General features: G+C 62.8%; 21 protein-coding genes. 13 read left to right on the top strand and 8 right to left on the bottom strand.

Features of this window, described 5'->3' with window-relative positions; genetic code table 11:
• Nucleotides 1-19: 19 nt before the first annotated feature.
• Nucleotides 20-1,018, bottom strand: coding sequence for a cobaltochelatase subunit CobS (gene cobS, locus GSQ88_RS13585; protein WP_159008256.1), 999 nt, complete (start codon nt 1,016-1,018; stop codon nt 20-22).
• A 309-nt stretch (nt 1,019-1,327) separates the two neighbouring features.
• On the opposite strand from cobS, the gene GSQ88_RS13580 reads away from it, so the two are divergent.
• On the top strand, nt 1,328-1,984 hold the full coding sequence (locus tag GSQ88_RS13580; RefSeq protein ID WP_159008255.1) for a DedA family protein: 657 nt from the start codon (nt 1,328-1,330) through the stop codon (nt 1,982-1,984).
• 28 nt (nt 1,985-2,012) lie between these two features.
• On the opposite strand, the gene GSQ88_RS13575 is transcribed toward GSQ88_RS13580, so the two are convergent.
• Complete coding sequence (locus tag GSQ88_RS13575) at nt 2,013-2,663, bottom strand: J domain-containing protein (RefSeq protein ID WP_159008254.1); 651 nt, start codon at nt 2,661-2,663, stop codon at nt 2,013-2,015.
• Nucleotides 2,664-2,771: 108 nt separating this feature from the next.
• On the opposite strand from GSQ88_RS13575, the gene GSQ88_RS13570 reads away from it, so the two are divergent.
• On the top strand, nt 2,772-3,053 hold the full coding sequence (locus GSQ88_RS13570; protein WP_159008253.1) for a BolA family protein: 282 nt from the start codon (nt 2,772-2,774) through the stop codon (nt 3,051-3,053).
• Between the two features lie 83 nt (nt 3,054-3,136).
• Here the strand turns inward: GSQ88_RS13570 and GSQ88_RS13565 are convergent, their stop codons facing one another.
• Genes GSQ88_RS13565 through GSQ88_RS13555 form a run of 3 tightly spaced genes read right to left on the bottom strand, consistent with a single transcriptional unit; the run spans nt 3,137 to nt 6,228 of the window.
• Nucleotides 3,137-4,444: an HlyC/CorC family transporter gene (locus GSQ88_RS13565; protein ID WP_159008252.1), complete on the bottom strand. Its 1,308-nt coding sequence runs from the start codon at nt 4,442-4,444 to the stop codon at nt 3,137-3,139.
• 6 nt (nt 4,445-4,450) lie between these two features.
• The gene (gene aroB / locus GSQ88_RS13560; RefSeq protein WP_159008251.1) at nt 4,451-5,599 is read right to left on the bottom strand and encodes a 3-dehydroquinate synthase; all 1,149 of its coding nucleotides are present in this window, start codon (nt 5,597-5,599) and stop codon (nt 4,451-4,453) included.
• Nucleotides 5,596-6,228, bottom strand: a complete 633-nt coding sequence (locus tag GSQ88_RS13555) for a shikimate kinase (protein ID WP_159008250.1) — start codon at nt 6,226-6,228, stop codon at nt 5,596-5,598. The genes aroB and GSQ88_RS13555 overlap by 4 nt, the downstream gene beginning before the upstream one ends.
• Nucleotides 6,229-6,390: 162 nt before the next feature.
• Here GSQ88_RS13555 and GSQ88_RS13550 point away from each other — a divergent pair, with 162 nt between their 5' ends.
• The 4 genes from GSQ88_RS13550 to GSQ88_RS13535 all read left to right on the top strand — a co-directional run bounded on the left by GSQ88_RS13550 (nt 6,391) and on the right by GSQ88_RS13535 (nt 10,441).
• Nucleotides 6,391-6,537, top strand: a complete 147-nt coding sequence (locus tag GSQ88_RS13550) for a histidine kinase (RefSeq protein WP_159008249.1) — start codon at nt 6,391-6,393, stop codon at nt 6,535-6,537.
• Between the two features lie 16 nt (nt 6,538-6,553).
• A complete protein-coding gene (gene xerD / locus GSQ88_RS13545; protein ID WP_159008248.1) occupies nt 6,554-7,540 on the top strand; it encodes a site-specific tyrosine recombinase XerD in 987 nt (328 codons plus the stop codon).
• 198 nt (nt 7,541-7,738) lie between these two features.
• Nucleotides 7,739-8,701 (top strand): acetyl-CoA carboxylase carboxyltransferase subunit alpha, encoded by a 963-nt coding sequence (locus tag GSQ88_RS13540; RefSeq protein ID WP_159008247.1) that lies wholly within the window; start codon nt 7,739-7,741, stop codon nt 8,699-8,701.
• A 273-nt stretch (nt 8,702-8,974) separates the two neighbouring features.
• Nucleotides 8,975-10,441, top strand: coding sequence for a L,D-transpeptidase family protein (locus tag GSQ88_RS13535; protein WP_174248004.1), 1,467 nt, complete (start codon nt 8,975-8,977; stop codon nt 10,439-10,441).
• Nucleotides 10,442-10,595: 154 nt separating this feature from the next.
• Here the strand turns inward: GSQ88_RS13535 and secA are convergent, their stop codons facing one another.
• Nucleotides 10,596-13,430 carry a preprotein translocase subunit SecA gene (secA, locus tag GSQ88_RS13530; RefSeq protein ID WP_159008245.1) on the bottom strand — a complete coding sequence of 945 codons (2,835 nt, stop codon included), beginning with the start codon at nt 13,428-13,430 and terminating at the stop codon, nt 10,596-10,598.
• Nucleotides 13,431-13,790: 360 nt separating this feature from the next.
• On the opposite strand from secA, the gene GSQ88_RS13525 reads away from it, so the two are divergent.
• Nucleotides 13,791-14,747, top strand: coding sequence for a peptidylprolyl isomerase (locus tag GSQ88_RS13525; protein ID WP_159008244.1), 957 nt, complete (start codon nt 13,791-13,793; stop codon nt 14,745-14,747).
• A 214-nt stretch (nt 14,748-14,961) separates the two neighbouring features.
• Complete coding sequence (argJ, locus tag GSQ88_RS13520) at nt 14,962-16,203, top strand: bifunctional glutamate N-acetyltransferase/amino-acid acetyltransferase ArgJ (RefSeq protein ID WP_159008243.1); 1,242 nt, start codon at nt 14,962-14,964, stop codon at nt 16,201-16,203.
• A gap of 33 nt (nt 16,204-16,236) precedes the next feature.
• On the opposite strand, the gene GSQ88_RS13515 is transcribed toward argJ, so the two are convergent.
• Complete coding sequence (locus GSQ88_RS13515) at nt 16,237-17,946, bottom strand: TadE/TadG family type IV pilus assembly protein (RefSeq protein ID WP_159008242.1); 1,710 nt, start codon at nt 17,944-17,946, stop codon at nt 16,237-16,239.
• A 173-nt stretch (nt 17,947-18,119) separates the two neighbouring features.
• Here GSQ88_RS13515 and mutT point away from each other — a divergent pair, with 173 nt between their 5' ends.
• A complete protein-coding gene (gene mutT, locus GSQ88_RS13510; protein WP_159008241.1) occupies nt 18,120-18,530 on the top strand; it encodes an 8-oxo-dGTP diphosphatase MutT in 411 nt (136 codons plus the stop codon).
• A 149-nt stretch (nt 18,531-18,679) separates the two neighbouring features.
• Here the strand turns inward: mutT and GSQ88_RS13505 are convergent, their stop codons facing one another.
• Entirely contained in the window at nt 18,680-19,504 is an 825-nt protein-coding gene (locus tag GSQ88_RS13505) for a methyltransferase domain-containing protein (protein ID WP_246735279.1), read from the bottom strand.
• A 175-nt stretch (nt 19,505-19,679) separates the two neighbouring features.
• On the opposite strand from GSQ88_RS13505, the gene GSQ88_RS13500 reads away from it, so the two are divergent.
• From GSQ88_RS13500 to GSQ88_RS13485, 4 genes are all read left to right on the top strand, one after another.
• On the top strand, nt 19,680-19,955 hold the full coding sequence (locus GSQ88_RS13500) for a hypothetical protein (protein ID WP_159008239.1): 276 nt from the start codon (nt 19,680-19,682) through the stop codon (nt 19,953-19,955).
• A 64-nt stretch (nt 19,956-20,019) separates the two neighbouring features.
• Nucleotides 20,020-20,829, top strand: a complete 810-nt coding sequence (locus GSQ88_RS13495; RefSeq protein WP_159008238.1) for a ComF family protein — start codon at nt 20,020-20,022, stop codon at nt 20,827-20,829.
• Nucleotides 20,830-20,872: 43 nt separating this feature from the next.
• Entirely contained in the window at nt 20,873-21,148 is a 276-nt protein-coding gene (gene grxC / locus GSQ88_RS13490) for a glutaredoxin 3 (protein ID WP_159008237.1), read from the top strand.
• On the top strand, nt 21,145-21,346 hold a 202-nt coding region (locus GSQ88_RS13485; protein ID WP_349628217.1), incomplete at its 3' end, for a nitrilase-related carbon-nitrogen hydrolase. The genes grxC and GSQ88_RS13485, both read left to right, overlap by 4 nt.

The raw sequence follows: 21,346 nt of genomic DNA, 5'->3' as shown, positions 1-21,346 counted from the left end.
GCGTTCGCAGGGACGACAGCTACGACAGCGCCACGTTCACCGACGATTCCGCCAGTTCGACGTTGAAGCAGCGCTGATAGAATTCGGCGACCAGCGGTCGCTCCAGTTCGTCGCATTTGTTGAGGAAGGTGACGCGGAACGCAAAGCCGATGTCGCTGAAGATGTTGGCGTTCTCTGCCCAAGTGATCACCGTGCGCGGACTCATCACCGTCGACAGGTCGCCATTGGCAAACGCGTTACGCGTGAGATCGGCCAGCCGCACCATCTTGTTGACGATGTCGCGGCCTTCCTGGGTCCGATAGTGATGCGCCTTCGCCAGCACGATCTCGACTTCCTCGTCATGGGCGAGATAGTTGAGCGTGGTGACGATCGACCAGCGATCCATCTGGCCCTGGTTGATCTGCTGGGTGCCGTGATAGAGCCCGGACGTATCGCCGAGGCCGACGGTGTTGGCGGTCGAGAACAGCCGGAATGACGGGTGCGGCTTGATCACCTTGTTCTGGTCGAGCAAGGTCAGGCGGCCGGAAACTTCCAGCACGCGCTGGATCACGAACATCACGTCGGGGCGGCCGGCGTCATATTCGTCGAACACCAATGCAATATTGTGCTGCAGTGCCCAAGGCAGAATGCCGTCGCGGAATTCGGTGACCTGCTTGCCGTCGCGCACCACGATGGAATCCTTGCCGACCAGATCGATACGGCTGATGTGGCTGTCGAGATTGACGCGCACGCACGGCCAGTTCAGCCGCGCTGCGACCTGCTCGATATGCGTCGATTTGCCGGTGCCGTGGTAGCCCGTGACCATGACGCGGCGGTTGTGGGCAAAGCCGGCGAGGATCGCGAGCGTGGTGGCGCGATCAAAGCGGTAGTCCGCATCGATATCCGGCACATGCGGATCGACCTCGGAATAGGCCGGAACTTCGAGGTCGCTGTCGATCCCGAATACCTGCCGGACCGACACCTTCATGTCGGGGACGCCAGCGGGCTCTTGCGATTTGGTCATGGCGGCGGTCGTCATCAATCCTCCGAGGTCTCGGGCGTTCCCGAAACAGCTTTGCGATATGGCTGCGGATGGGGGCTTTTCGGAACATTAGCAGAGAGCAACGGCCGGCAGAAGCCCGCCGCCCAATCAAAGTTCCGTTGCCTTATCATCAAGATAGGTACCGAACCCGGTTTTGGAAGGCTGCCCTGCAAATCACGCTGTGCTTTCAGCGGCCCGGATTCGGCCACTCCGGCGCGTCCCTGGCCCCGATGGCACTTTTTACCTCCCTCGCTACTTATGGTAGGTCTGCGCCCGACATGGCCGCCACGCCCGCATAGGAATTTTGTGACTTCATTCATTGATCCGTTGGTTAGCTTCGTCTCGGACCATGCGTGGCTCGGCTATCTCACGCTATTTCTGGCGGCATTGCTGGAAGCCGTTCCGATCGTGGGATCGGTGATTCCGGGTTCCACGATCATCCTGGCGCTCAGCGCGTTGGTGCCGGGGGGAGACCTACGGCTGGAATGGGTGCTGGCGGCGGCGGTTGCCGGCGCGGTGCTCGGCGATGGAACCGCGTTCTGGGTCGGACACCGCAGCCAGCGCGAAATCCTCAACCGATGGCCGATGGCGAATTATCCGGGCGTGATCGCGCGGAGCGAGGCGTTCTTCAATCGCTGGGGCGCGCTCGCGGTGTTTTTCGCCCGTTTCGTACCGCCGATACGCGCCTTCGTGCCACTCACGGCCGGCGCGCTCGGCATGCCGCCGATGCGCTTTTACGCCGTCAATATCCCGGCCATTTTGCTGTGGGCGCCGGCCCACGTGCTGCCGGGGGTGCTCGCGGTCTCCGCCCTGCATGAATATGGCGGCTTTCCGCACCACAGCGGGATCGCCAGGCATTACTGGATCCTGGCGGTGGCCGGCGTCGCGCTGATCGTGGGACTGGTCTTATGGATCAGGCGGCGGCAAGGCGGTGGAATGATCGAGCCGGCGCGAAAGAGCTAAAGCGCCTCCGCACGACGCGGCTGGTGCGTCAGGCCCCGCGCACCACGGTCTTGAGATAATTATACGCCTTGATGATCTCGATCAGGCGATCCTCGGTGGAACGGTCGCCGCCATTGGCGTCGGGATGGTGCTGCTTCACCAGCGCCTTGTACTTGGCCTTGACGTCTTCGAGGGTCGCCTCGGCGCCAAGCCCCATCACCTGCAACGCCTTGCGCTCGGCGTTCATCACCTTGCGGGTCTCGACCTTGGCCTGGGCGCCGGGGCCCGGCCGCCAACTGCCGCGGCCGTTGAGCTCGCTGAACATGCTGAAGGGATCGGCGGCGCCTTCCAGTTCGCCCTCGGCGCTGCCCTTGCCTTTCTTGCCGGCGGTATTGGCGCCCATCTTCCAGGTCGGGCGATGGCCCGTCAGCGCATCCTTCTGATAGCGCGCGACCGCGTCGGGGTTCATGCCCTGGAAGAAATTATACGACTGATTGTATTCGCGGACGTGGTTGAGGCAGAAGTGCCAATATTCCTTGTCGTTGGCCCGGCCCTTGGGCGCCCGATGCGGTCCCTTGTTCTTGCAGTCGGGCCATTCGCACATCGCGGATTCTTCACGCGCCAGCGCCTGCTGCTTCGCGCTCAGCTTGTTGGGCTTGATGCGAATGGAGTCGAAGAATTTTGATGAATCAATCGGCATGGCTGACTATGACAACGCAATGCGAAAAGCTTCAAGTCTTGACATTGCGAATCCCTCTCTTTCGATGCGCCATTGACGAAATGCGGTCATAGACGTATTGCCGCAGCCATGAGCGCCGAGAAAACCGTACAACATACCATCACAAACAAGTTGCGTGAAGCTTTCACTCCGGAAAGCCTCGACGTCATTGACGAGTCACATTTGCATGAGGGCCATGCCGGCCACAGGCCGGGCGGCGAGACGCATTTCAGGATTAATATCGTGTCGGGTGCGTTCGAAGGGAAGAGCCGAATCGAACGCCACCGCATGATAAATGCGACGCTGGCCGCCGAACTCGCCGGCCCCGTGCACGCGCTGGCGATTAAAGCGCAGGCACCCAACGAAGCCTAAAGACGAGGCAGCCGTAGAAGCCAAAATCAAAGGGAGCTGCCTTTCTCGCCTCCCCCTTGGCCAGTACCCCCGATCGACGACCGCTAAAACGCGGTGCCGGCCCGCTTCGGCTTTTTCTCTTCGACCTCGGTGTCGCGCGGCACCGCGACGATGCGTAGCGCGGTGATGCGGTTGCGCTCGCGGCGCAGCACGCGAAAGCGGAAGCCGTGGAACGTAAAGCTTTGCCCGCGCTCCGGGATCGAACGGGCCTCGTGGATCACGAGACCTGCGATGGTGGTCGCCTCTTCATCCGGCAGATGCCAGTCCATCGCGCGGTTGAGGTCGCGGATCGGCACCGACCCGTCGACCACCACGGAACCGTCCGGCTGGGCGCGAACGCCCGCCACCACCACGTCATGCTCATCGGAGATATCGCCGACGATTTCTTCCAGGATGTCTTCCAGCGTCACCATGCCTTCGACTTCGCCATACTCGTCGACCACCAGCGCGAAGTGGGTCTTGCGGCGGCGGAACGCCTTGAGCTGTTCGGACACCGAGCGCATCTCCGGCACGAACCACGGCGGCAGCGCGATGGTCGAGACATCGATCTTGCCGGTATCGCCGTCGGCGGCGCGGATCGCGCGCAACAGATCCTTGGCGTGCAGCACGCCGATGATGTTTTCCGGCTTGTCCCGCCACAGCGGAATCCTGGTGTATTCGGTCGCCAGCACCTCCCGCACCAGTTCCTCGGGCGGCAAATCGGCATTGATCATCACCATTTCGGTGCGATGGACCATCACGTCGGAGACCTGCAATTCGCGCAGATCCAACAGGCCGCCGAACATGTCGCGGTCCTGCTTTTCGACCTTGCCTTCGTGATGCAGGAGATCGACCGCGCCGCGCAACCGCTCGGTCGGCGATAAAATCGGCTGATTGGCGCCGATCTTGATGCCGAGCGCGGTCATCAGCATGCGCACGATCGCCTCGATCACCGTGAGCAGCGGTCCCAGCAGATAGACCATCGCCTTCATCGGTCGCGCCACCAATAGCGACACCCGGTCCGGCGCATTGATCGCGATGGTTTTCGGCAGCACCTCGGCGAAAATCACCACCAGCACCGTCATCACGCCGGTGGCATAGATCACACCGACCTCACCGAACCAGGCGGTGAAGACCCCGGTTGCCAGCACCGAGGCGCCGATATTGGAGATGTTGTTGCCGAGCAGCAGCGCGCCGATCATTCGCTCGCGCATCGCAAACAGGCTGGAGACGACGCCCGCCTCGCTGTTACCCTGCTTCGACAACCGCAACATGCTGGCGCGCGACGCACTGGTCAGCGCGGTCTCGCTCGCCGAAAAGAACGCCGAGATAAAAAGACAGATCAGGACGATGGAAACCGTAAACCAATCCATAGTTTTCTAAATTTTCTGCGCCAGCTTGCGTGCCAGGAAATCGCGAACCAGCGCCGGTTCGACGTCGGACGTGATGACGGCGCGCCCGACCGCCTCGAGCAGGATGAAGGTGAGCCGGCCGCGCTTGACCTTCTTGTCCTGCGCCATCAACGCCATCAGCGCGTCGGCATCGGCAAGGCCTTCCTGGCTGAAGCCGGCGATATCCTGCAAATGCGTCGGCAAGCCTACCGCGGCAAGGTGACGTTTGATACGGGCCGCATCGGCCTCGGCGATCATGCCGAGCTGCGCGGAAAACTCCGCCGCCAGCACCATGCCGACGGAAACGCCTTCGCCATGAAACAACCGGTCGGAGAACCCGGTGGCGGCCTCCAGCGCGTGGCCGAAGGTATGACCGAGATTGAGCAGCGCGCGTTCGCCGGTCTCGCGTTCATCCCGCGCCACGATCGCAGCCTTGGCGCGACACGAGGTCGCGATCGCATGTTCCCGTGCGGCACCGCCGGTGAAGATGTCGGCGTGATTTGCCTCCAGCCAGCCGAAAAACGCTTCGTCGCCGAGCACGCCGTATTTGGCCACTTCAGCGTAGCCTGCGCGAAACTGGCGCTGAGACAGCGTGTCGAGCACCGCGGTGTCGGCAACCACCAGTAACGGTTGATGGAATGCGCCGAGCAGGTTCTTGCCACGCGGCGAATTGATTCCGGTCTTGCCGCCGACCGAAGAGTCGACCTGTGCCAGAAGCGAGGTCGGCACCTGCACGAAATCGACGCCGCGGCGCAGGATCGCGGCCGCGAAGCCGGCGAGATCGCCGACAACGCCGCCGCCGAGCGCGATCACCAGATCGTTGCGCTCGATCCTGGCTTCGATCAGCGCTTCGCTGACCTTCTCAAGTCCGGCGTAGCTTTTAGAGCCCTCGCCTTCCTCGACAATGATCCGCGACGTCGCAATGCCGGCTTTCACCAGCGAGGCCTCGGTCGGCTCGAGCCAGTATTTTGCAACCGTGCGATCTGTGACGATGGCGGTGCGCACGCCCGGCCGCAATGCGGCGATCCGCGCGCCCAGTGATGACAGCACGTCGCGCCCGATGATGATGTCGTAGGCGCGATCGCCGAGCGCGACATCGACCGTGATGGAGGCGGAATGTTTCAACGGCGCGGTCATCGTGTGGCGTCCAATATATTCGATGGGGGGGCTGCCGCGGGCTCGCCGCACAGCCTGAGGTGCAGGGCCTCGATGCACTCATCGACGATTTTTTCATGCGGCACGTCGCGCGACCAGATGGTCAGATCGGCGTGCTGATAGAACGGCTCGCGTTCGCCGATCAGGCGTTCGACGGTCCCGACCGGGTCGGCGGTCTTGAGCAGCGGACGGTCGGCGCGGCGCTTGACCCGGCGCATGATGGTCTCGGCTTCGGCCTTGAGCCAGATCGAGACCGCCTTGTCGCGAATGCGGTTGCGGGTGTCCTCGCGCAGGAAGGCGCCGCCTCCGGTGGCGAGCACACAGGGGCCGCCGTCCAGCAGTCGCGCGATCACCCTGGCCTCGCCGTCCCGGAAATACGGCTCGCCATGGGCGGCGAAGATTTCCGGGATGGTCATGCCCGCATGCGCCGCCTCGATCTCGGTATCGGCATCCAGAAAAGGCAGCCGCAGCCGCGACGCCAGCCGGCGGCCGATGGTGGATTTGCCGGCGCCCATCATACCCACCAGCACGACCGAGCGCGTTCCCAGCGCCGTCGCGATGTCGGCCTCCTGGGAAATGCTGGTGGCGGCCTGTGAGGCTGTCTCGGGCATCCAAAACTCTGTCGCCGCAGGAATTGCGGCGTTCCAAATTACCTATACTACCCGCGACAAGGACCAAGCCAGAGACTCTTGCAACCGGCAGGGGAACATGTTGGAAGTCAGGCGCGCTTATCCCGATGATTCAATGGTTAATTCGTCCCCTGAGGCTTGCTGATGCCCAGCCTGTTCCGCTTTCTGACAGCCGTCGCCATCATCGCCGGGGTCGTCTACGGAGCCGTCTTCGCGCTGGCCAATTTCGTCAACCCAAAGCCACGGGAAATGACCGTCACCATCCCACCGGATAAGTTTCTCAAGAAATAGCAGGTAGGGTCTCGGAATGAGTTCCAGACCTCGAACTGCCAAGCTTCCAACTGCCAAGACCACAGACGCCAAGCTGACCGGCCTGTTCATCGACATGCTCGCGGCCGAACAGGGCGCCGGCGCCAACACGCTCGACGCCTATCGCCGCGACCTCGAGGATTTTTCCGAATTTTTGGGCCCGGTCGGCCAGAGCTTCGCCACGGCTGAAACCCAGGCGCTGCGGGACTATCTGGCCGACCTCGACAGCCGCGGCTTCAAATCGTCGAGCGTGGCCCGCCGGCTGTCGGCGATGCGGCATCTGTTTCGTTTCCTGCTCAACGAGCGGATCCGCAGCGACGACCCCGCCGCGATCCTGTCAGGTCCGAAGCGCGGCCGTGGGCTGCCCAAGGTGCTGTCGATATCGGACGTCGATCGCCTGCTGGTGCGCGCCAAGGAGCTCTGCGCCCAGCCTGCGGCATCACCGACGCAGCGTTTGCGCGCGATCAGGCTGTATTGCCTGCTCGAAGTGCTCTACGCCACCGGCCTGCGGGTCTCGGAACTGGTGGCACTGCCGCTGTCGGCGTCACGGCGCGACGCCCGGATGATCGTGGTTCGCGGCAAGGGCAACAAGGAGCGGTTGGTGCCGCTGAACGAGGCGTCGCGGCAGGCGATGGCCGATTACCTCGCCGCGATCGAAGCGCAGAAGCCTGCGTCCAAGAAAAACGCCGCGGCCTCGAAATGGCTGTTTCCCTCGTTCGGCGAGAGCGGACATCTGACCCGGCAGCATTTTGCGCGGGACCTCAAAGAGCTCGCCGCCGCCGCCGGTCTTGCCCCACGGCTGGTCAGCCCGCACGTGCTGCGTCATGCGTTTGCCAGCCATCTGCTGCACAACGGTGCGGATTTGCGCATCGTGCAGACGCTGCTCGGCCATACCGACATCTCGACTACCCAGATCTACACCCATGTGGTCGAAGAGCGCCTGAAGAGCCTGGTGCGCGACCTGCATCCGCTGGCGGAGAAGTAACCTCATGCGGCGATGCCTTGACTTCGGCGCCTTCTGCCGTGAAAGAGCCGTTCCCGCCCGCAATCTCCGCTCGGGCGCCTCCCACAGGCCGAGCCTCAGTCCGCGTCAGACTTACATTAAATACTTGAATATACTCGCGTATCTCGCTCGACCTGAAACCGCTTCGCCTCCGGACGCGTTCGTCCTTATATTGATTTGATGCCGGATCCCATGCGCTCTTATCTCGATTTCGAAAAGCCCGTCGCCGAACTCGACGCCAAGGTCGATGAATTGCGCGCGCTGGCCGCGACCGGCAGCGACATCGGCGACGAGATCGCGCGGGTCGAGGAGAAGGCGTCGCAGACGCTGAACGACCTCTACGTCAATCTGACGCCGTGGCAGAAGACCCTGGTCGCGCGGCATCCGCAGCGGCCTCATCTCAGCGATTTCATCGGCGCGCTGATCACCGAGTTCACGCCGCTCGCCGGTGACCGCAAGTTCGCCGAGGACGAGGCGCTGATCGGCGGATTCGGCCGCTTCCGTGGCGAGAGCGTTTGCGTGATCGGCCAGGAAAAAGGCGCCAGCACCGAATCCCGTATCAAGCACAATTTCGGCATGGCGCGCCCCGAAGGCTATCGCAAAGCCGTTCGCCTGATGGAGATGGCGGATCGGTTCGCGATCCCCGTGCTGTCGATCGTCGATTCCGCCGGCGCCTATCCCGGCATCGGCGCGGAGGAACGCGGACAGGCCGAGGCGATCGCGCGCTCGACCGATGCCTGCCTCTCGCTCGGCGTCCCCAATGTCGCTGTTATCACCGGCGAAGGCATGTCGGGCGGCGCCATTGCCATCACCACCGCCAGCCGGGTGCTGATGTTCGAGCACGCGATCTACAGCGTGATCTCGCCGGAGGCCGCGTCCTCGATCCTGTGGCGCGACGGGACCAAGGCGCAGGAAGCCGCCAACAGCATGAAGATTACGGCGCAGGACATGCTGCGTTTTGGCGTGATCGACGCCATCCTGAAAGAGCCCGCGGGCGGTGCGCACCGCGATGCCAACGCCATGATCGCGGCCACCGGCGATGCCATCGCCCAGGCGCTGGGCGATCTGCGCGATCTGGCGCCGGACGTGATCCGCCAGCAACGGCGGCAGAAATTCCTCGATATCGGCCGAAAACTGGGCTGAACGGCAGGCCTGGCTTCTGCTTTGAGCCGCGGCACGGGTCAGCCGCGCGCTTTTCGCAAAGCATCGGAATTTTGGCCGTAATTAGGCCAGAAGCGCGGTGTTTAACCTCTGTTGACTATGGTTCGGATGGACCCCGCCGCGACGCCCTGGTCGGCTTGCGAGCAAGGGCCCCAAAGGATACTATTTTAGTCAATGGCTTCAGGGCGTGGACGCCATATCTTGGGGTACGGAATTGCCCATCAGGTTCGAAGCTTTGGGGTGTGGAGCTTGGGTTTGATTTACCGTTCGCTGGTTCGCGCGCTTGTCATGTCGGCTGCACTCGCGGCAGGCGTGATGCTGGCCGGCTGCAACAGCGACGAAATCTCGCTTGCCCAGAACGCCAAGGCCAACCAGCCGGTCTCGCCGAAACTGATCGCCGCGATGGTGGAAAAGGACATGGATCTGCAATCGCCGATCCTGGTCCGGTTGTTCAAGCAGGAAGCTGAACTAGAGGTCTGGAAGCAGACCCGCTCCGGCCGCTTCGCGCTATTGAAGACCTATCCGATTTGCCGCTGGTCGGGAGACCTCGGGCCCAAGGTCCGCGAGGGCGACCGTCAGGCGCCGGAGGGTTTCTATTCGATCACGCCGGCGCAGATGAACCCGCAATCGGCCTATTATCTATCGTTCAACACCGGCTTCCCCAACGCCTTCGACCGGGCGCTGGGACGCACCGGTTCGGAGCTGATGGTGCATGGCGACTGCTCGTCGCGCGGCTGCTACGCCATGACCGACGAGCAGATCGCGGAAATCTACTCGCTGGGCCGGGAATCGTTCTTTGGCGGCCAGCGCGGCTTTCAGTTCCAAGCCTACCCGTTCCACATGAATGCGGTGAACATGGCCAAGCACCGCAACAATCCGAACATGCCGTTCTGGCGCATGATCAAGCAAGGCAGCGATCATTTCGAGGTCACCAAGCAGGAGCCGAAGGTCGATTTCTGCGAAAGGAAATATGTCTTCGATGCCGTGAGAGCGCCGAATGCGACGCGTGATCCGGTATTCGAGGCCTCGGCCAAGTGCCCTGCCTATGTGGTCCCGGACGAAGTCGCCGACGCGGTGCGCCAGAAGGAGCAGGAGGACGACGCCGAAATGGCGAAGCTGGTTGCCAAGGGCACGCCGGTCGCGCGGATGAATACCGGCATCGATGGCGGCATGAACAAGGTGTTCGCCGCGGCGGTGCCCGACGGCAATACCGGATTGTCGGAGAGCGCCGAGGCCCAGGGCTTCTCGCTTAGCCATACCCGCTTGCCCGGGACAATCCCGATGGATCACGTCAATCCGCCGCACGCACCGTCGGATAATCTGCTGCTCGGCGCTCCCGAACAGCCGAAGATCGCCGCGGCGCCCGCGACCGCGCCGGCAACCCAAACGCAAACCCAGGTGGCATCGGCAGCACCTGCCGAACAGTCAGGCGGCTTCTTCAGCAACCTTGCCCGCAAGGTAGGCCTCAGCAGCGCCACCGCCGATACCACCGCAAGCGCAGCGCCGCCGCAGCCGGCTCCGACGAAGCCGAAGACCGCCGACGCCAGGCACCCGGCAAAACCCGACGCCAAACAAGCCGCCGCCAAGCCCGCGCTGAAACCTTCCGTGACGGATACCTCGTCAGCCGCTGCGGCCCCTGCGCCTGCCGCACAGAGCTTCGCCGGCGCCCAGCCGATCGTGTCGTCGAACTCGTTCGACAACCGGTTCTCGGCGGCGAAGTAAGTTTCACTCTCAATTGGAAACCGTAGGGTGGGCAAAGGCGCTTTTCGCGCCGCGCCCACCGATTTCAAAACGTGATCAAGCCTGTTGATCGATGGTAAGCACGGCGAAGAGCGCCTTTGCCCACCCTACAAGCTTACGCATTATTCGCTGACGCTTAACCGTACCTGCCGTGGCAGTGCTTGTACTTCTTGCCGGAGCCGCACGGACAATCCTCGTTGCGGCCGATCTTGCCCCAGGTCGCGGGATTCTTGGGATCACGGTCGGGCGTGGCGACGGGGACCAGCGAGGCGCTGGCGAACGCCATTTCGTCCTCGCCGGTGTTGGGGTCCAACTTGTGCGCTTCCATCACCGGCAATGCCGGCTGCTGCTCTTCCGGCGGCACGATTTCGACCCGCATCAATTGCGCCGTCACCGCCTCGCGCAGATGCGTGGTCATCGCCTCATACAGACCGAAGGCTTCCGACTTGTATTCCTGAAGCGGATCGCGCTGGCCGTAGCCGCGCAGGCCGATCACCTGGCGCAGATGATCGAGCATGACCAGGTGCTCGCGCCAGAGATGATCCAGCGTCTGCAGCAGGATGGTCTTCTCGACGTAGCGCATCACGTCGGGGCCCCACTGCCCCACCTTGGCCGCCATGTGCTCATCGACGCGCTGCTCGATGCGCGTCAGTAGTTCCTCGTCGGCAATGCCCTCTTCCTTGGCCCATTGATCGACCGGCAGGTCGATGTCGAGCACCCGCTTCAATTCTTCCCTGAGGCCGGCGACATCCCACTGCTCGGCATAGGCATGTTCGGGGACGTGCTTGGCAACGACGTCGTCGACGAAGTCGCGGCGCATATCCGCGACCATTTCGGCCACGCTCTCGCTCTTCATCAGCTCGACGCGCTGCTCGAAGATCACCTTGCGCTGGTCGTTCTGGACGTTGTCGAACTTCAACAGGTTCTTGCGGATGTCGAAATTGCGGGCTTCGACCTTCTGCTGCGCCTTCTCCAGTGCCTTGTTGATCCAGGGATGGATGATGGCCTCGCCATCCTTCAGGCCGAGCCGCGTCAGCATGCTGTCGAGCCGGTCGGAGCCGAAGATCCGCATCAGATCGTCTTCCAGCGACAGGAAGAATTTCGAACGCCCCGGATCGCCCTGGCGGCCGGACCGGCCGCGCAGCTGGTTGTCGATGCGCCGCGATTCGTGGCGCTCGGATCCCATGATGTAGAGCCCGCCCGGCCGGGTCACGGTCTTGGCCGGCTTCGATCCCTTGGCCGGCTCGATCTCGATGGTATCTTCCGCGTTCAGCACGATGTTGCGGAAATGCTCGATGTCGGCCTTGATCTGCTCGATCTTGGCGGCCTTCTCGGCTTCGTCGGTGATACCGGCGGTCTCCTGCAGGATCCGCATGTCGAGCGAGCCACCGAGCTTGATGTCGGTGCCGCGGCCGGCCATGTTGGTCGCGATCGTGATGGCGCCGGGCACGCCGGCCTCGGCGACGATATAGGCTTCCTGCTCGTGGAAGCGCGCATTCAACACCGCGAACAGTTTCGCCGGCTTGCCGGCACGCGCCGCGGCGTAAAGCTTCTGCATCGAGTTTTCGTTGCCGAAATCGATCTGCCGGTAGCCGTGCTTTTTCAGGTAGTCGGCGATCACCTCGGATTTTTCGATCGAGGCGGTGCCGACCAGCACCGGCTGCAGCCGCGCGTTGGCGCGCTCGATCTCGGCCAGGATCGCGGCGTATTTCTCGTTCTGGGTACGATAGACCTCGTCGTCTTCATCGAGCCGCGCGACCTGAACGTTGGTCGGGATTTCCACGACCTCGAGCTTGTAGATGTCGAACAGTTCGTCGGCTTCGGTCAGCGCGGTGCCGGTCATGCCGGCGAGCTTCTCGTACATCCGGAAATAATTCTGGAAGGTGATCGAGGCCAGCGTCTGGTTTTCCGGCTGAACCGAAACGTGCTCCTTGGCTTCCAGCGCCTGGTGCAGGCCTTCGGAATAGCGGCGGCCCTGCATCATGCGGCCGGTGAACTCGTCGATGATGACGACTTCGTCGTCACGGACGATGTAGTCCTTGTCGCGCGTGAACAGCGAATGGGCACGCAGCGCCTGGTTGATGTGATGAACCACCGAGACGTTTTCGACGTCGTAGAGCGAGTCGCCCTTGAGCTGGCCGGCGTCGCGCAGCAGCGTCTCGATCTTCTCCATGCCCGCTTCGGTCAGCGTCACCGTGCGCTGCTTTTCATCGACCTCGTAATCGGTCTTGTCCAGCTTCGGCAGGAAGGTATCGATGGTGTTGTAGAATTCCGAGCGATCGTCGAGCGGGCCGGAGATGATCAGCGGCGTGCGCGCCTCGTCGATCAGGATCGAATCGACTTCGTCGACGATGGCGTAGAAATGGCCGCGCTGGACCATGTCCTCCAGGCGATACTTCATGTTATCGCGCAGATAGTCGAAGCCGTATTCGTTGTTGGTGCCGTAGGTGATGTCGCAGGCATAGGCCGCCTTGCGCTCGTTGTCGTCGAGACCGTGAACGATCACGCCGGTGGTGAGGCCGAGGAAACCGTAAATCTGCCCCATCCAGCCGGAGTCGCGGCTGGCGAGGTAGTCGTTGACGGTGACGACGTGGACGCCCTTGCCGGCCAGTGCATTGAGATAGACCGCAAGGGTTGCGACCAGGGTCTTGCCTTCGCCGGTCTTCATCTCGGCGATGTCGCCTTCATGCAGCACCATGCCGCCGATCAGCTGGACGTCGAAATGGCGCTGGCCGAGCGTGCGCTTGGCGGCCTCGCGCACGGTCGCGAAGGCCGGGACCAGAATGTCGTCCAGCGTCTTGCCATCGGCGATCTGCTGTTTGAATTCCGCGGTACGCGCCTTGAGCGCCTCATCCGACAGTGCCGCGACTTCCGGCTCCAGGGCGTTGATCGCGTCGACGCGGGACTGATATCCCTTGATCCGCCGATCGTTGGGGGAGCCGAAAAGCTTGCGGGCGAACGCGCCGATCATGCCAAATTCCTGTCTTTGCGGTGCGGCGTTGCAGCCATGACGTGGTCTACCAGTCTGCCTATCAACTCATCGTGACGCGTCGCGGCTCCCGCCCCGGTCCGGGAACATCCGCCAAATGAGTGGGAATTCAGCAATCCTAGGTTCAACGGCCAAAAACGCAGCTAAATGAGCGCCATCGCCATTGTCCCGGTTTCGCAGAGATATGGCCGGGTCCGGGCCTTGTCAACGGCACGAAACTGTCACGTTGCAGGAGCGAAGCTGTCAAGGATTTCATCATTTTGACAGACTTTTCGCGTTGCCAAGGCTACCCGATTGGGCGAGTGTCCCGCCGCCCATAAAACAGCCCCAAAAGGATTTTTCATGACCTTCCCGTTCCCGGCAACGAAAACCGGCCTGCGCCTCGCCTCTGCGGCCGTAGCCGGCTGCCTCGCGATGGCCTTGCTGGCAGGCACCTCGGCGCGTGCCGACGATGCCAACCCGGTGCTCGCAAAGGTTAACGGCTCCGAGATCCGGCAGAGCGACGTGGCACTGGCCGAAGAGGAATTGGGGCCGAGCCTCGACAAGATGGACCCCGCGACCAAGCAGGAAAACCTGCTGGCGTTCCTGATCGACATGAAGATCGTCGCCAAGGCAGCCGAAGACAAGAAGGTCGAGAACAACGACGAGTTCAAGCGGCGGATCGCGTTCGCGCGCAACCGGTTGTTGATGGACAGCCTGCTGGCCACCGAAGGCAAGGCCGCGACCACCGACGAGGCGATGAAGAAGGTTTACGACGACGCCGCCAAGCAGATCACCGGCGAGCAGGAAGTCCACGCCCGGCACATCCTGGTCGAGACCGAGGACGAGGCCAAGGCGGTCAAGGCCGAACTGGACAAGGGCGCCGATTTCGCAGAACTCGCCAAGAAGAAGTCCAAGGATCCAGGTGCTGCGGACGGTGGCGATCTCGGCTTCTTCACCAAGGACCAGATGGTTCCGGAATTCTCCGCGGTCGCATTTACGCTAGAACCCGGCAAGATTTCCGACCCGGTGAAATCGCAGTTCGGCTGGCACATCATCAAGGTCGAGGAAAAGCGCAACCGCAAGGCGCCCGACTTCGACCAGGTCAAGGCCCAGATCGAGACCTACGTAACCCGCAAGGCGCAGGCCGATTACGTCGCCAAGCTGCGTGAAGGCGCCAAGATCGAGCGTATGGACCAGGCCGCCAATACGGCAGCCCCGGACGCTGCCAAGGACGCCGCTAAGCCGGCCGACGCGGCGAAAGACGCCAAGGCGCCTGACGCTGCGAAGGACTCCAAGATGGCGCCGGCGAAGAAGTAAAAATTCGCTGTCACTTCTACGACGCTAATCGTATTTACGATCGTCATGGCTGGGCTAAAGCGCGAAGCGTGTCTTCGCGCTCGATGTCCCGGCCATCCACGTCTTACGGGCCTAATCAACTGCCAAGAAGACGTGCAACGGCCAGGAAGACGTGGATGGCCGGAGTAAATCCGGCCATGACGAAAGATTCTCTTCGTTGATACAAGGCACCCTCATGTCATCCGCAGTCTCTCCGCTCGCCCCGACCGAAATTCCCGATATGCCCGTCATCGCTGGCGTGAGGCTGGCGACCGCGGCCGCCGGTATCCGCTACAAGGGCCGAACCGACGTGCTGCTCGCGGTGCTGGACAAGGGCACCACGGTCGCCGGCGTCCTGACCAAATCCAAATGCCCGTCGGCGCCGGTCGATTGGTGCCGCGCCAAGCTCGGCCGCGGTCAAGCTCGCGCGCTGGTGGTGAACTCCGGCAATGCCAACGCCTTCACCGGCAAGACCGGGAAGCAGGCGACAACGCTGACCGCCGCGATCGCGGCCAAGGCCGTCGGTTGCAGCCCCAATGAGGTGTTTCTCGCCTCCACCGGCGTGATCGGCGAGCCGCTCGACGGCAGCAAATTCGACGGCGTGCTTGATACCTTGGCCGGACAAACCGTTCCGGGCGAATGGATGGGCGCCGCCAAAGCGATCATGACTACCGATACCTTCCCGAAGGTCGCGACCGCGACGGTCAAGCTCGGCAAGGCCAAGGTCACCATCAATGGCATCGCCAAGGGCTCCGGCATGATCGCGCCCGACATGGCGACCATGCTGTCCTTTGTGTTCACCGACGCGCCGATCTCGGCGGGTGCGCTACAGGCGCTGCTCAAAAGCGGCGTCGAAGACACCTTCAATGCGGTCACCGTCGATGGCGACACCTCGACCTCGGACACGCTGCTGGCGTTTGCCACCGGCGCTGCCGCCGCCAACGGCGCGCCGAAAATCAGCCGCGCCAGCGATCCGCGCCTGAAAGCCTTCACCAAAGCCTTCAACGCCGTGCTCGCCGATCTGGCCGAGCAGGTGGCGCGCGACGGCGAGGGCGCGCGCAAGCTGGTCGAGATCGTCGTCGAGGGCGCGACAACCAAGAAGTCGGCGCGCAGAATCGCGATGTCGGTGGCGAATTCGCCGCTGGTGAAGACCGCGATCGCCGGCGAAGACGCCAATTGGGGCCGCGTGGTGATGGCGGTCGGCAAGGCCGGCGAACCCGCCAACCGCGACAAGCTTTCGATCTCGTTCAACGGCATCCGCGTCGCCAAAAGCGGCGCGCGCGACCCATCCTACGACGAGGCCGAAGTCTCAGCCGCGATGAAGAATCCGAAAATCCAGATCAAGGTCGCGCTTGGGCTCGGCAAGGGCCGCGATCGCGTCCTGACCTGCGACCTCACCAAGGAATACATCGCGATCAACGGCGATTACCGGTCTTGACCGTCGCGGCCGGCTGACGTCTTTGCCCGGCGCTCAATTCGTGATGTGGGCGGTTTGCAGCGAGTGGTTGAACATGGCGTTCAGGGAAGCCTGGATGTCCGCTGGTGTGTTCGCCGTGTAGAAGTAGGTGCCCCCCGCATCGGGCGGCGATGCGCAAGTCTGCAGACCGCTCGTGCCGCTCGAGTTCGTGATGTTCGGGATGTTCCAGTTGGCATGGTCGTCTTCGTCGTTGGCGAAGCTCGTATTGACCGGTGAGATCGTTTGATAGGGGATGTACAATACCGAAACGATGATGCCGCGGTTCTTGAGTTTCTGGCAGATGTTTGGGTAAGTGTTGTTGGCCGTGTCGTTCAGCACCGTGGCCCAGTTGCTGCCGTGCCAGCTGCCGTTGGGAACATCCTTGTATTGGTTGTCCTGAGCGCCGTCGGTAACGAGGAAGACGTAAGGCTGCGTGTTGGTCGACGAACTGCCATCGCCGACGCTGGCGATCACGTTGTTGATGCTGTTGAGCGAATTGTCGATATGCGTGCCGCCCGAGCCGAGGTTCGAATTCATATTGGTGTCGAGCTCCGAGGCGAGGTTTTTAGCGGCGTAGTTGATGGTGCCGGGCGTCGAAGAACTGCCGTTGATACTCGAGGTCAGCGGAGCATAACTCGCATCGATATCCGTGATGAAGGGATAGAGACCGATGCGGAATTCATTGGGAACTCCGGTAGCTGTCTCCTTGTTTTGGGCAAGCTCGAGCAACCCAGACACGCCGTTCGCAGACTGCGTGGCGTTCAAGGCAAAGCCTACCGCGTCGAGGCGCAACTGGATGCAGTTGGCGGAGCCCGCGGTAGGACAGGATGAAACCGCCGGCAGTCCAAAATTGGGGTCCGTGTTGAGCGAATTCGGCAGGCCGGAAAGCATCTGAACCGGCAAGCCAGGAACCTGCTTCGGATATTGGGCGGTCGACGCGCTGTTGATGAGGTTCGCGAGCGCGGTCGGACTGACGCGCGAATACGCGTACCCCATGCAAGCATTGTTGGTATTGTATTGCTGGGTATACGAAGTCGTCGTGGTAGGAGGATTTCTAGGGGGAGCGGCAGGGGCTGTAACGGGCGGATCGACGCACGCACTCTTTAGCGGCTGAAAATGGCAGGCCAGGGTACAGCCGGATGGGTATTGCACAAAGTTATCCGGGTTGAGCGGCTGCAGCCGTCCTGCTTCGGCCGCGGTCGACGGCAGTCCCATCGATCCCGACACGTCCAGCGCAAGATAAAAATCAAGATAAGGCGGCAGCGAAGCGCTCGAGCTTGAAGTGCCGCTGATGCTCAAGTTTTGATAGCCGAGCACTTTCATGAACGTGACCGGGACCTGCGCACTGAATTGGACCGTCGAGGTGAGCTGAACGCCGGTTTTGGTGACTAGGCTGGTGCGAGTCAAATTGCTGTAGCCGGTGGTCGGGATCGGGCTCATATTGCCGTCAAAGACAAGGTCGGCATCGGTGATAGCGGCGGAAACCGCGCCATTTCCGGTCATCGCCGCCGCCTGGGTGTAGCCGGGCGATTTCAGGGATACCGCGGCAACGCTCGCGGCATCCGCCGCGGATTGCATCTTTGCCCTCATGCGGGTCGCCATCGAATAGTCGACCGCGCAACCTGCCGCTGAAACCACGGGGACACATACAAGTGCAAAAATCATGGCAACGTTGCCGGACTTGTCTCGAAACAGGCGGGTGATCGCGGTGAAAAACGCAGACATGTATGGTACCGATCGCTGGGGTCAACAGCGTATAAGGCTACCTTCGACCCCTTAAATATGGCTTATGGCGACCACGGAATCACCGGCCCCGATGGCCGCCTGGTAGTTAAGGAAACCTTTCCGAGCGGGTTCAGAATTCGCCTGCGCGGATCTGCCGAAAGCATCTACTTCGCATGACTAACATCAAGCTCACCCTGGTCGTCGCCTGCGCGCTGGTCGATGCCGACAAGCGCGTGCTGATCGCGCAGCGGCCCGAGGGCAAGACGTTGGCGGGGCTGTGGGAGTTTCCCGGCGGCAAGATCGAGCCCGGCGAGCGGCCGGAGCAGACGCTGATCCGCGAACTGCACGAGGAGATCGGCATCACCGTGAGCGAGGCGTGTCTGGCGCCACTCACCTTCGCCAGCCACGCCTATGAAACCTTTCACCTGCTGATGCCGCTGTACATCTGCCGGCGCTGGGAGGGCGAGGCGATCGCGCGCGAGGGACAAACCCTGAAGTGGGTCCGCGCCAACAAACTGCGCGATTATCCGATGCCGCCCGCGGACATTCCGCTGATCCCGCATTTGCTCGATTTGCTGATGTGAGGCAGGCGCGTCATCCTGAGGAGCGGCCACGCAGGCAAGTCTACGCTGCCTGCGTAAACTTGGCAGCGGGCCGCGTCTCGAAGGATGGCCCCAATCGTTGCCATGGTTCGAGACGCGCGCAAGCGCGCTCCTCACCATGAGGTCAAACCCTAAACCTTTGGCCCCCGCTTCACCGCCTCCTCCAGGCTCGCTTTCGCCGATCCCGGCTGCAGTGGCTTTGGCTGGCTTTCGTGCGGTGCCCAGCCGGATAGCCAGATCACGTCGTAGGTGACGCGGATGCGGCCATCGGGGTCGGCAAAGCGCTCGGCGTAAATCTGCGCCATCCGCAGCAGCGTGGCGCGCCGGGTCGGCGTCCGCCGCCGCTCGACCAGAATATTGGTCGCGCCCATGCGCCGCAGGTCCGCCATCAGCGCGACCGCATTGTCGTAGCGTACCACGATGTGATCGAGATCGGTCACCGGCAGCGCGAAGCCGGCGCGCTGCAGCAGGCCGCCGACGTCGCGCAGATCGGCAAACGGCGCCACGCGGGGCGAGACCCCGCCTTCGCATTCGGCTTCCGCCGCCGCAAAACATTGCCGCAGTTCGGTCAGCGTGTCGCCGCCGATCATCGCCGCCAGCAACAGCCCGTCGGGCCTCAGCGCGCGGCGGATCTGCGCCAGCACGCCGGGCAGATCGTTGACGAACTGAAACGCGAGCGCCGAAACGACCAGATCGAGCGATCCCGGCTGGAACGGCAGCACTTCGTCCAGCGAATCCTCAAGCCCGAGATGGGTCAATGTCTTGAAGCGCGCGCGGATCGGCCCGCGCAGGATGTCGCCGGGCGTCCAGACGTCGGCGACGCTGGAAAAATCCCGCAGCACGGCGTGCAGCCGCTCTTCCATGTCGTCGGCCACGCGGTCGAGCAGGAAGTCGGCCGCCCCGAGTTTTCGCGCACGGCGTTGCCGCGCCCGCAGCAATGCGCGGTCGAACAGCATGGGCGCGGCATTCGGGTTCGAGGCCATGACGGCTTGGTACGCCGGTCTGCACACCCCTGGCAATCCGTCTTCACAAGCATCCTTCGGCGTCTTTACGCAACCGCGTGTGCTTGCCGCTTGAGCTCCGCAGAAGTAGTCGATAGCGTCGTCGCCGGGATTGTTTCAAGGCGATGCTATGAAGAACGCAGCCATTACTGTCTTAATTACTTTAGGTGCTGCCTTACTGACATTCGCCCTGACCGCAATCATAGGCATGTCTATCGCTTACGTGCGCCTTCACGGAGATCGGGATCCTTCTTGGGTCGACTCTCTCGCCTGGATGTTTGTATTTGGCTGGCCTATTTTGGTGCCCGTACTCCTCGGGCCGGCCCTTATTGTAGGCGTCGTCGCCGGGATCATTCGCAAGAAGCAGTTGAACGAGATTCGGCTGAGCAAGTCCGCGACTCGATGAGTTCTTCGTTGTCCCACCGCCTTGCCGCTTGAGTGACGAAAGCCAGGGCGCTAGCTTCCACCCCATGGACGCTGAAGCCTCGCCCTCCCGTTCCGTCTCCGGCCATCTGCGCGGCGCGCTGCGGCTGGCGCGGGGCGCCTGGTCGCAGGCCGCTCGCCTCGCGCTCGACATCGCGCTGCCGACACTGTGCGTGGCGTGCCGCGAACCGGTCAGCGGCGAAGGCGTCTGCGCCGATTGCTGGGCCAAGCTGTCGTTCATCGCGCCGCCATATTGCCCGAGGCTCGGGATTCCCTTTGTCTACGATCCCGGCCCCGAATTGCTGTCGATGGAAGCGATAGCCAATCCGCCGGCCTACCAGCGCGCCCGCGCCGCGGTACGCTATGACGACGTCGCGCGCACGCTGGTGCATTCGCTGAAATACCAGGACCGCACCGACCTGGCGCCCGCGATGGGCCGCTGGATGGCGCGCGCCGGCCGTGAATTGCTCGTAGAGGCCGATGCGCTGGTGCCGGTACCGTTGCACTGGCGCCGCGGCTGGAGCCGCCGCTACAATCAGTCGGGGGCGCTGGCGCGGGTCATCGAACGGCAAACCGGCGTCAAACTGGCCTCCGAAGCGCTGCGGCGGGTCCGCCCGACCCTGCAGCAGATCGGCCTGTCCCGGTCGGAGCGCGCCAGCAATGTGCAGGGCGCGTTCAAAGTCGCTTCCGACCGCAAAGCCGATATTGCCGGGCGGCGGCTGGTTCTGGTCGACGATGTCCTGACCTCGGGCGCCACCGTCGATGCCTGCGCGCGGGCGCTTTTGCGCGCTAAAGCGGCCTCCGTCGACGTGCTGGTATTCGCGCGGGTTGTGGACACCCACAAAGCTCCCATATAATTTGGGTGCTTGTTATCCCGCTATTCGTAACGCAGAGCGCATCATGACCGCCGCCATCGAAATCTACACCCGCCCGGGCTGCGGCTATTGCAGCGCCGCCAAGTCGCTGCTGACGCGCAAAAAGGCCGCGTTCACCGAGTACGACGTAGCAAAAGATTCTTCGTACCGTCAGCAGATGTTCGATCGCGCCGGCGCTGGTTCGACGTTCCCGCAGATCTTCATCGGCGAAACCCATGTCGGCGGCTGCGACGAGCTTTATGCGCTGGACCGTGAGGGCAAGCTTGACGGATTGCTGGCAGGCGAAAAGGCCGTCCCATGAGCACTGATCTGTCTTTCACCGCCGCGATGGTGCAGATGCGCACCGGGCTGTTGCCGGAACCGAACCTGGAACAAGGCACCCGACTGATCCGCGAGGCCGCCGCCCAAGGCGCCGAATATGTGCTCACCCCCGAAGTGAGCAACATGATGCAGCTCAATCGCAAGGCGCTGTTCGAACATCTGGCCGCGGAAGAAGACG

It is taken from the genome of Bradyrhizobium sp. S69, assembly GCF_009766005.1.
GTDB lineage: Bacteria > Pseudomonadota > Alphaproteobacteria > Rhizobiales > Xanthobacteraceae > Bradyrhizobium.
The sequence above is the reverse complement of the archived record's forward strand: the minus strand, read 5'-3'. Positions and strand labels throughout refer to the sequence as shown.

Bases quoted from the DNA above. Each gene is read 5' to 3' on its own strand.
- grxC (WP_159008237.1), top strand. From the start codon at position 20,873: ATGACCGCCGCCATCGAAATCTACACCCGCCCGGGCTGCGGCTATTGC.
- xerD (WP_159008248.1), top strand. From the start codon at position 6,554: ATGAGTTCCAGACCTCGAACTGCCAAGCTTCCAACTGCCAAGACCACA.
- argJ (WP_159008243.1), top strand. From the start codon at position 14,962: ATGTCATCCGCAGTCTCTCCGCTCGCCCCGACCGAAATTCCCGATATG.
- secA (WP_159008245.1), bottom strand. From the start codon at position 13,430: ATGATCGGCGCGTTCGCCCGCAAGCTTTTCGGCTCCCCCAACGATCGG.
- GSQ88_RS13570 (WP_159008253.1), top strand. From the start codon at position 2,772: ATGAGCGCCGAGAAAACCGTACAACATACCATCACAAACAAGTTGCGT.
- GSQ88_RS13555 (WP_159008250.1), bottom strand. From the start codon at position 6,228: ATGCCCGAGACAGCCTCACAGGCCGCCACCAGCATTTCCCAGGAGGCC.
- GSQ88_RS13515 (WP_159008242.1), bottom strand. From the start codon at position 17,946: ATGTCTGCGTTTTTCACCGCGATCACCCGCCTGTTTCGAGACAAGTCC.
- GSQ88_RS13505 (WP_246735279.1), bottom strand. From the start codon at position 19,504: ATGCTGTTCGACCGCGCATTGCTGCGGGCGCGGCAACGCCGTGCGCGA.
- GSQ88_RS13565 (WP_159008252.1), bottom strand. From the start codon at position 4,444: ATGGATTGGTTTACGGTTTCCATCGTCCTGATCTGTCTTTTTATCTCG.
- GSQ88_RS13525 (WP_159008244.1), top strand. From the start codon at position 13,791: ATGACCTTCCCGTTCCCGGCAACGAAAACCGGCCTGCGCCTCGCCTCT.
- GSQ88_RS13550 (WP_159008249.1), top strand. From the start codon at position 6,391: ATGCCCAGCCTGTTCCGCTTTCTGACAGCCGTCGCCATCATCGCCGGG.
- GSQ88_RS13500 (WP_159008239.1), top strand. From the start codon at position 19,680: ATGAAGAACGCAGCCATTACTGTCTTAATTACTTTAGGTGCTGCCTTA.
- mutT (WP_159008241.1), top strand. From the start codon at position 18,120: ATGACTAACATCAAGCTCACCCTGGTCGTCGCCTGCGCGCTGGTCGAT.
- GSQ88_RS13540 (WP_159008247.1), top strand. From the start codon at position 7,739: ATGCCGGATCCCATGCGCTCTTATCTCGATTTCGAAAAGCCCGTCGCC.
- GSQ88_RS13575 (WP_159008254.1), bottom strand. From the start codon at position 2,663: ATGCCGATTGATTCATCAAAATTCTTCGACTCCATTCGCATCAAGCCC.
- cobS (WP_159008256.1), bottom strand. From the start codon at position 1,018: ATGACGACCGCCGCCATGACCAAATCGCAAGAGCCCGCTGGCGTCCCC.
- GSQ88_RS13495 (WP_159008238.1), top strand. From the start codon at position 20,020: ATGGACGCTGAAGCCTCGCCCTCCCGTTCCGTCTCCGGCCATCTGCGC.
- aroB (WP_159008251.1), bottom strand. From the start codon at position 5,599: ATGACCGCGCCGTTGAAACATTCCGCCTCCATCACGGTCGATGTCGCG.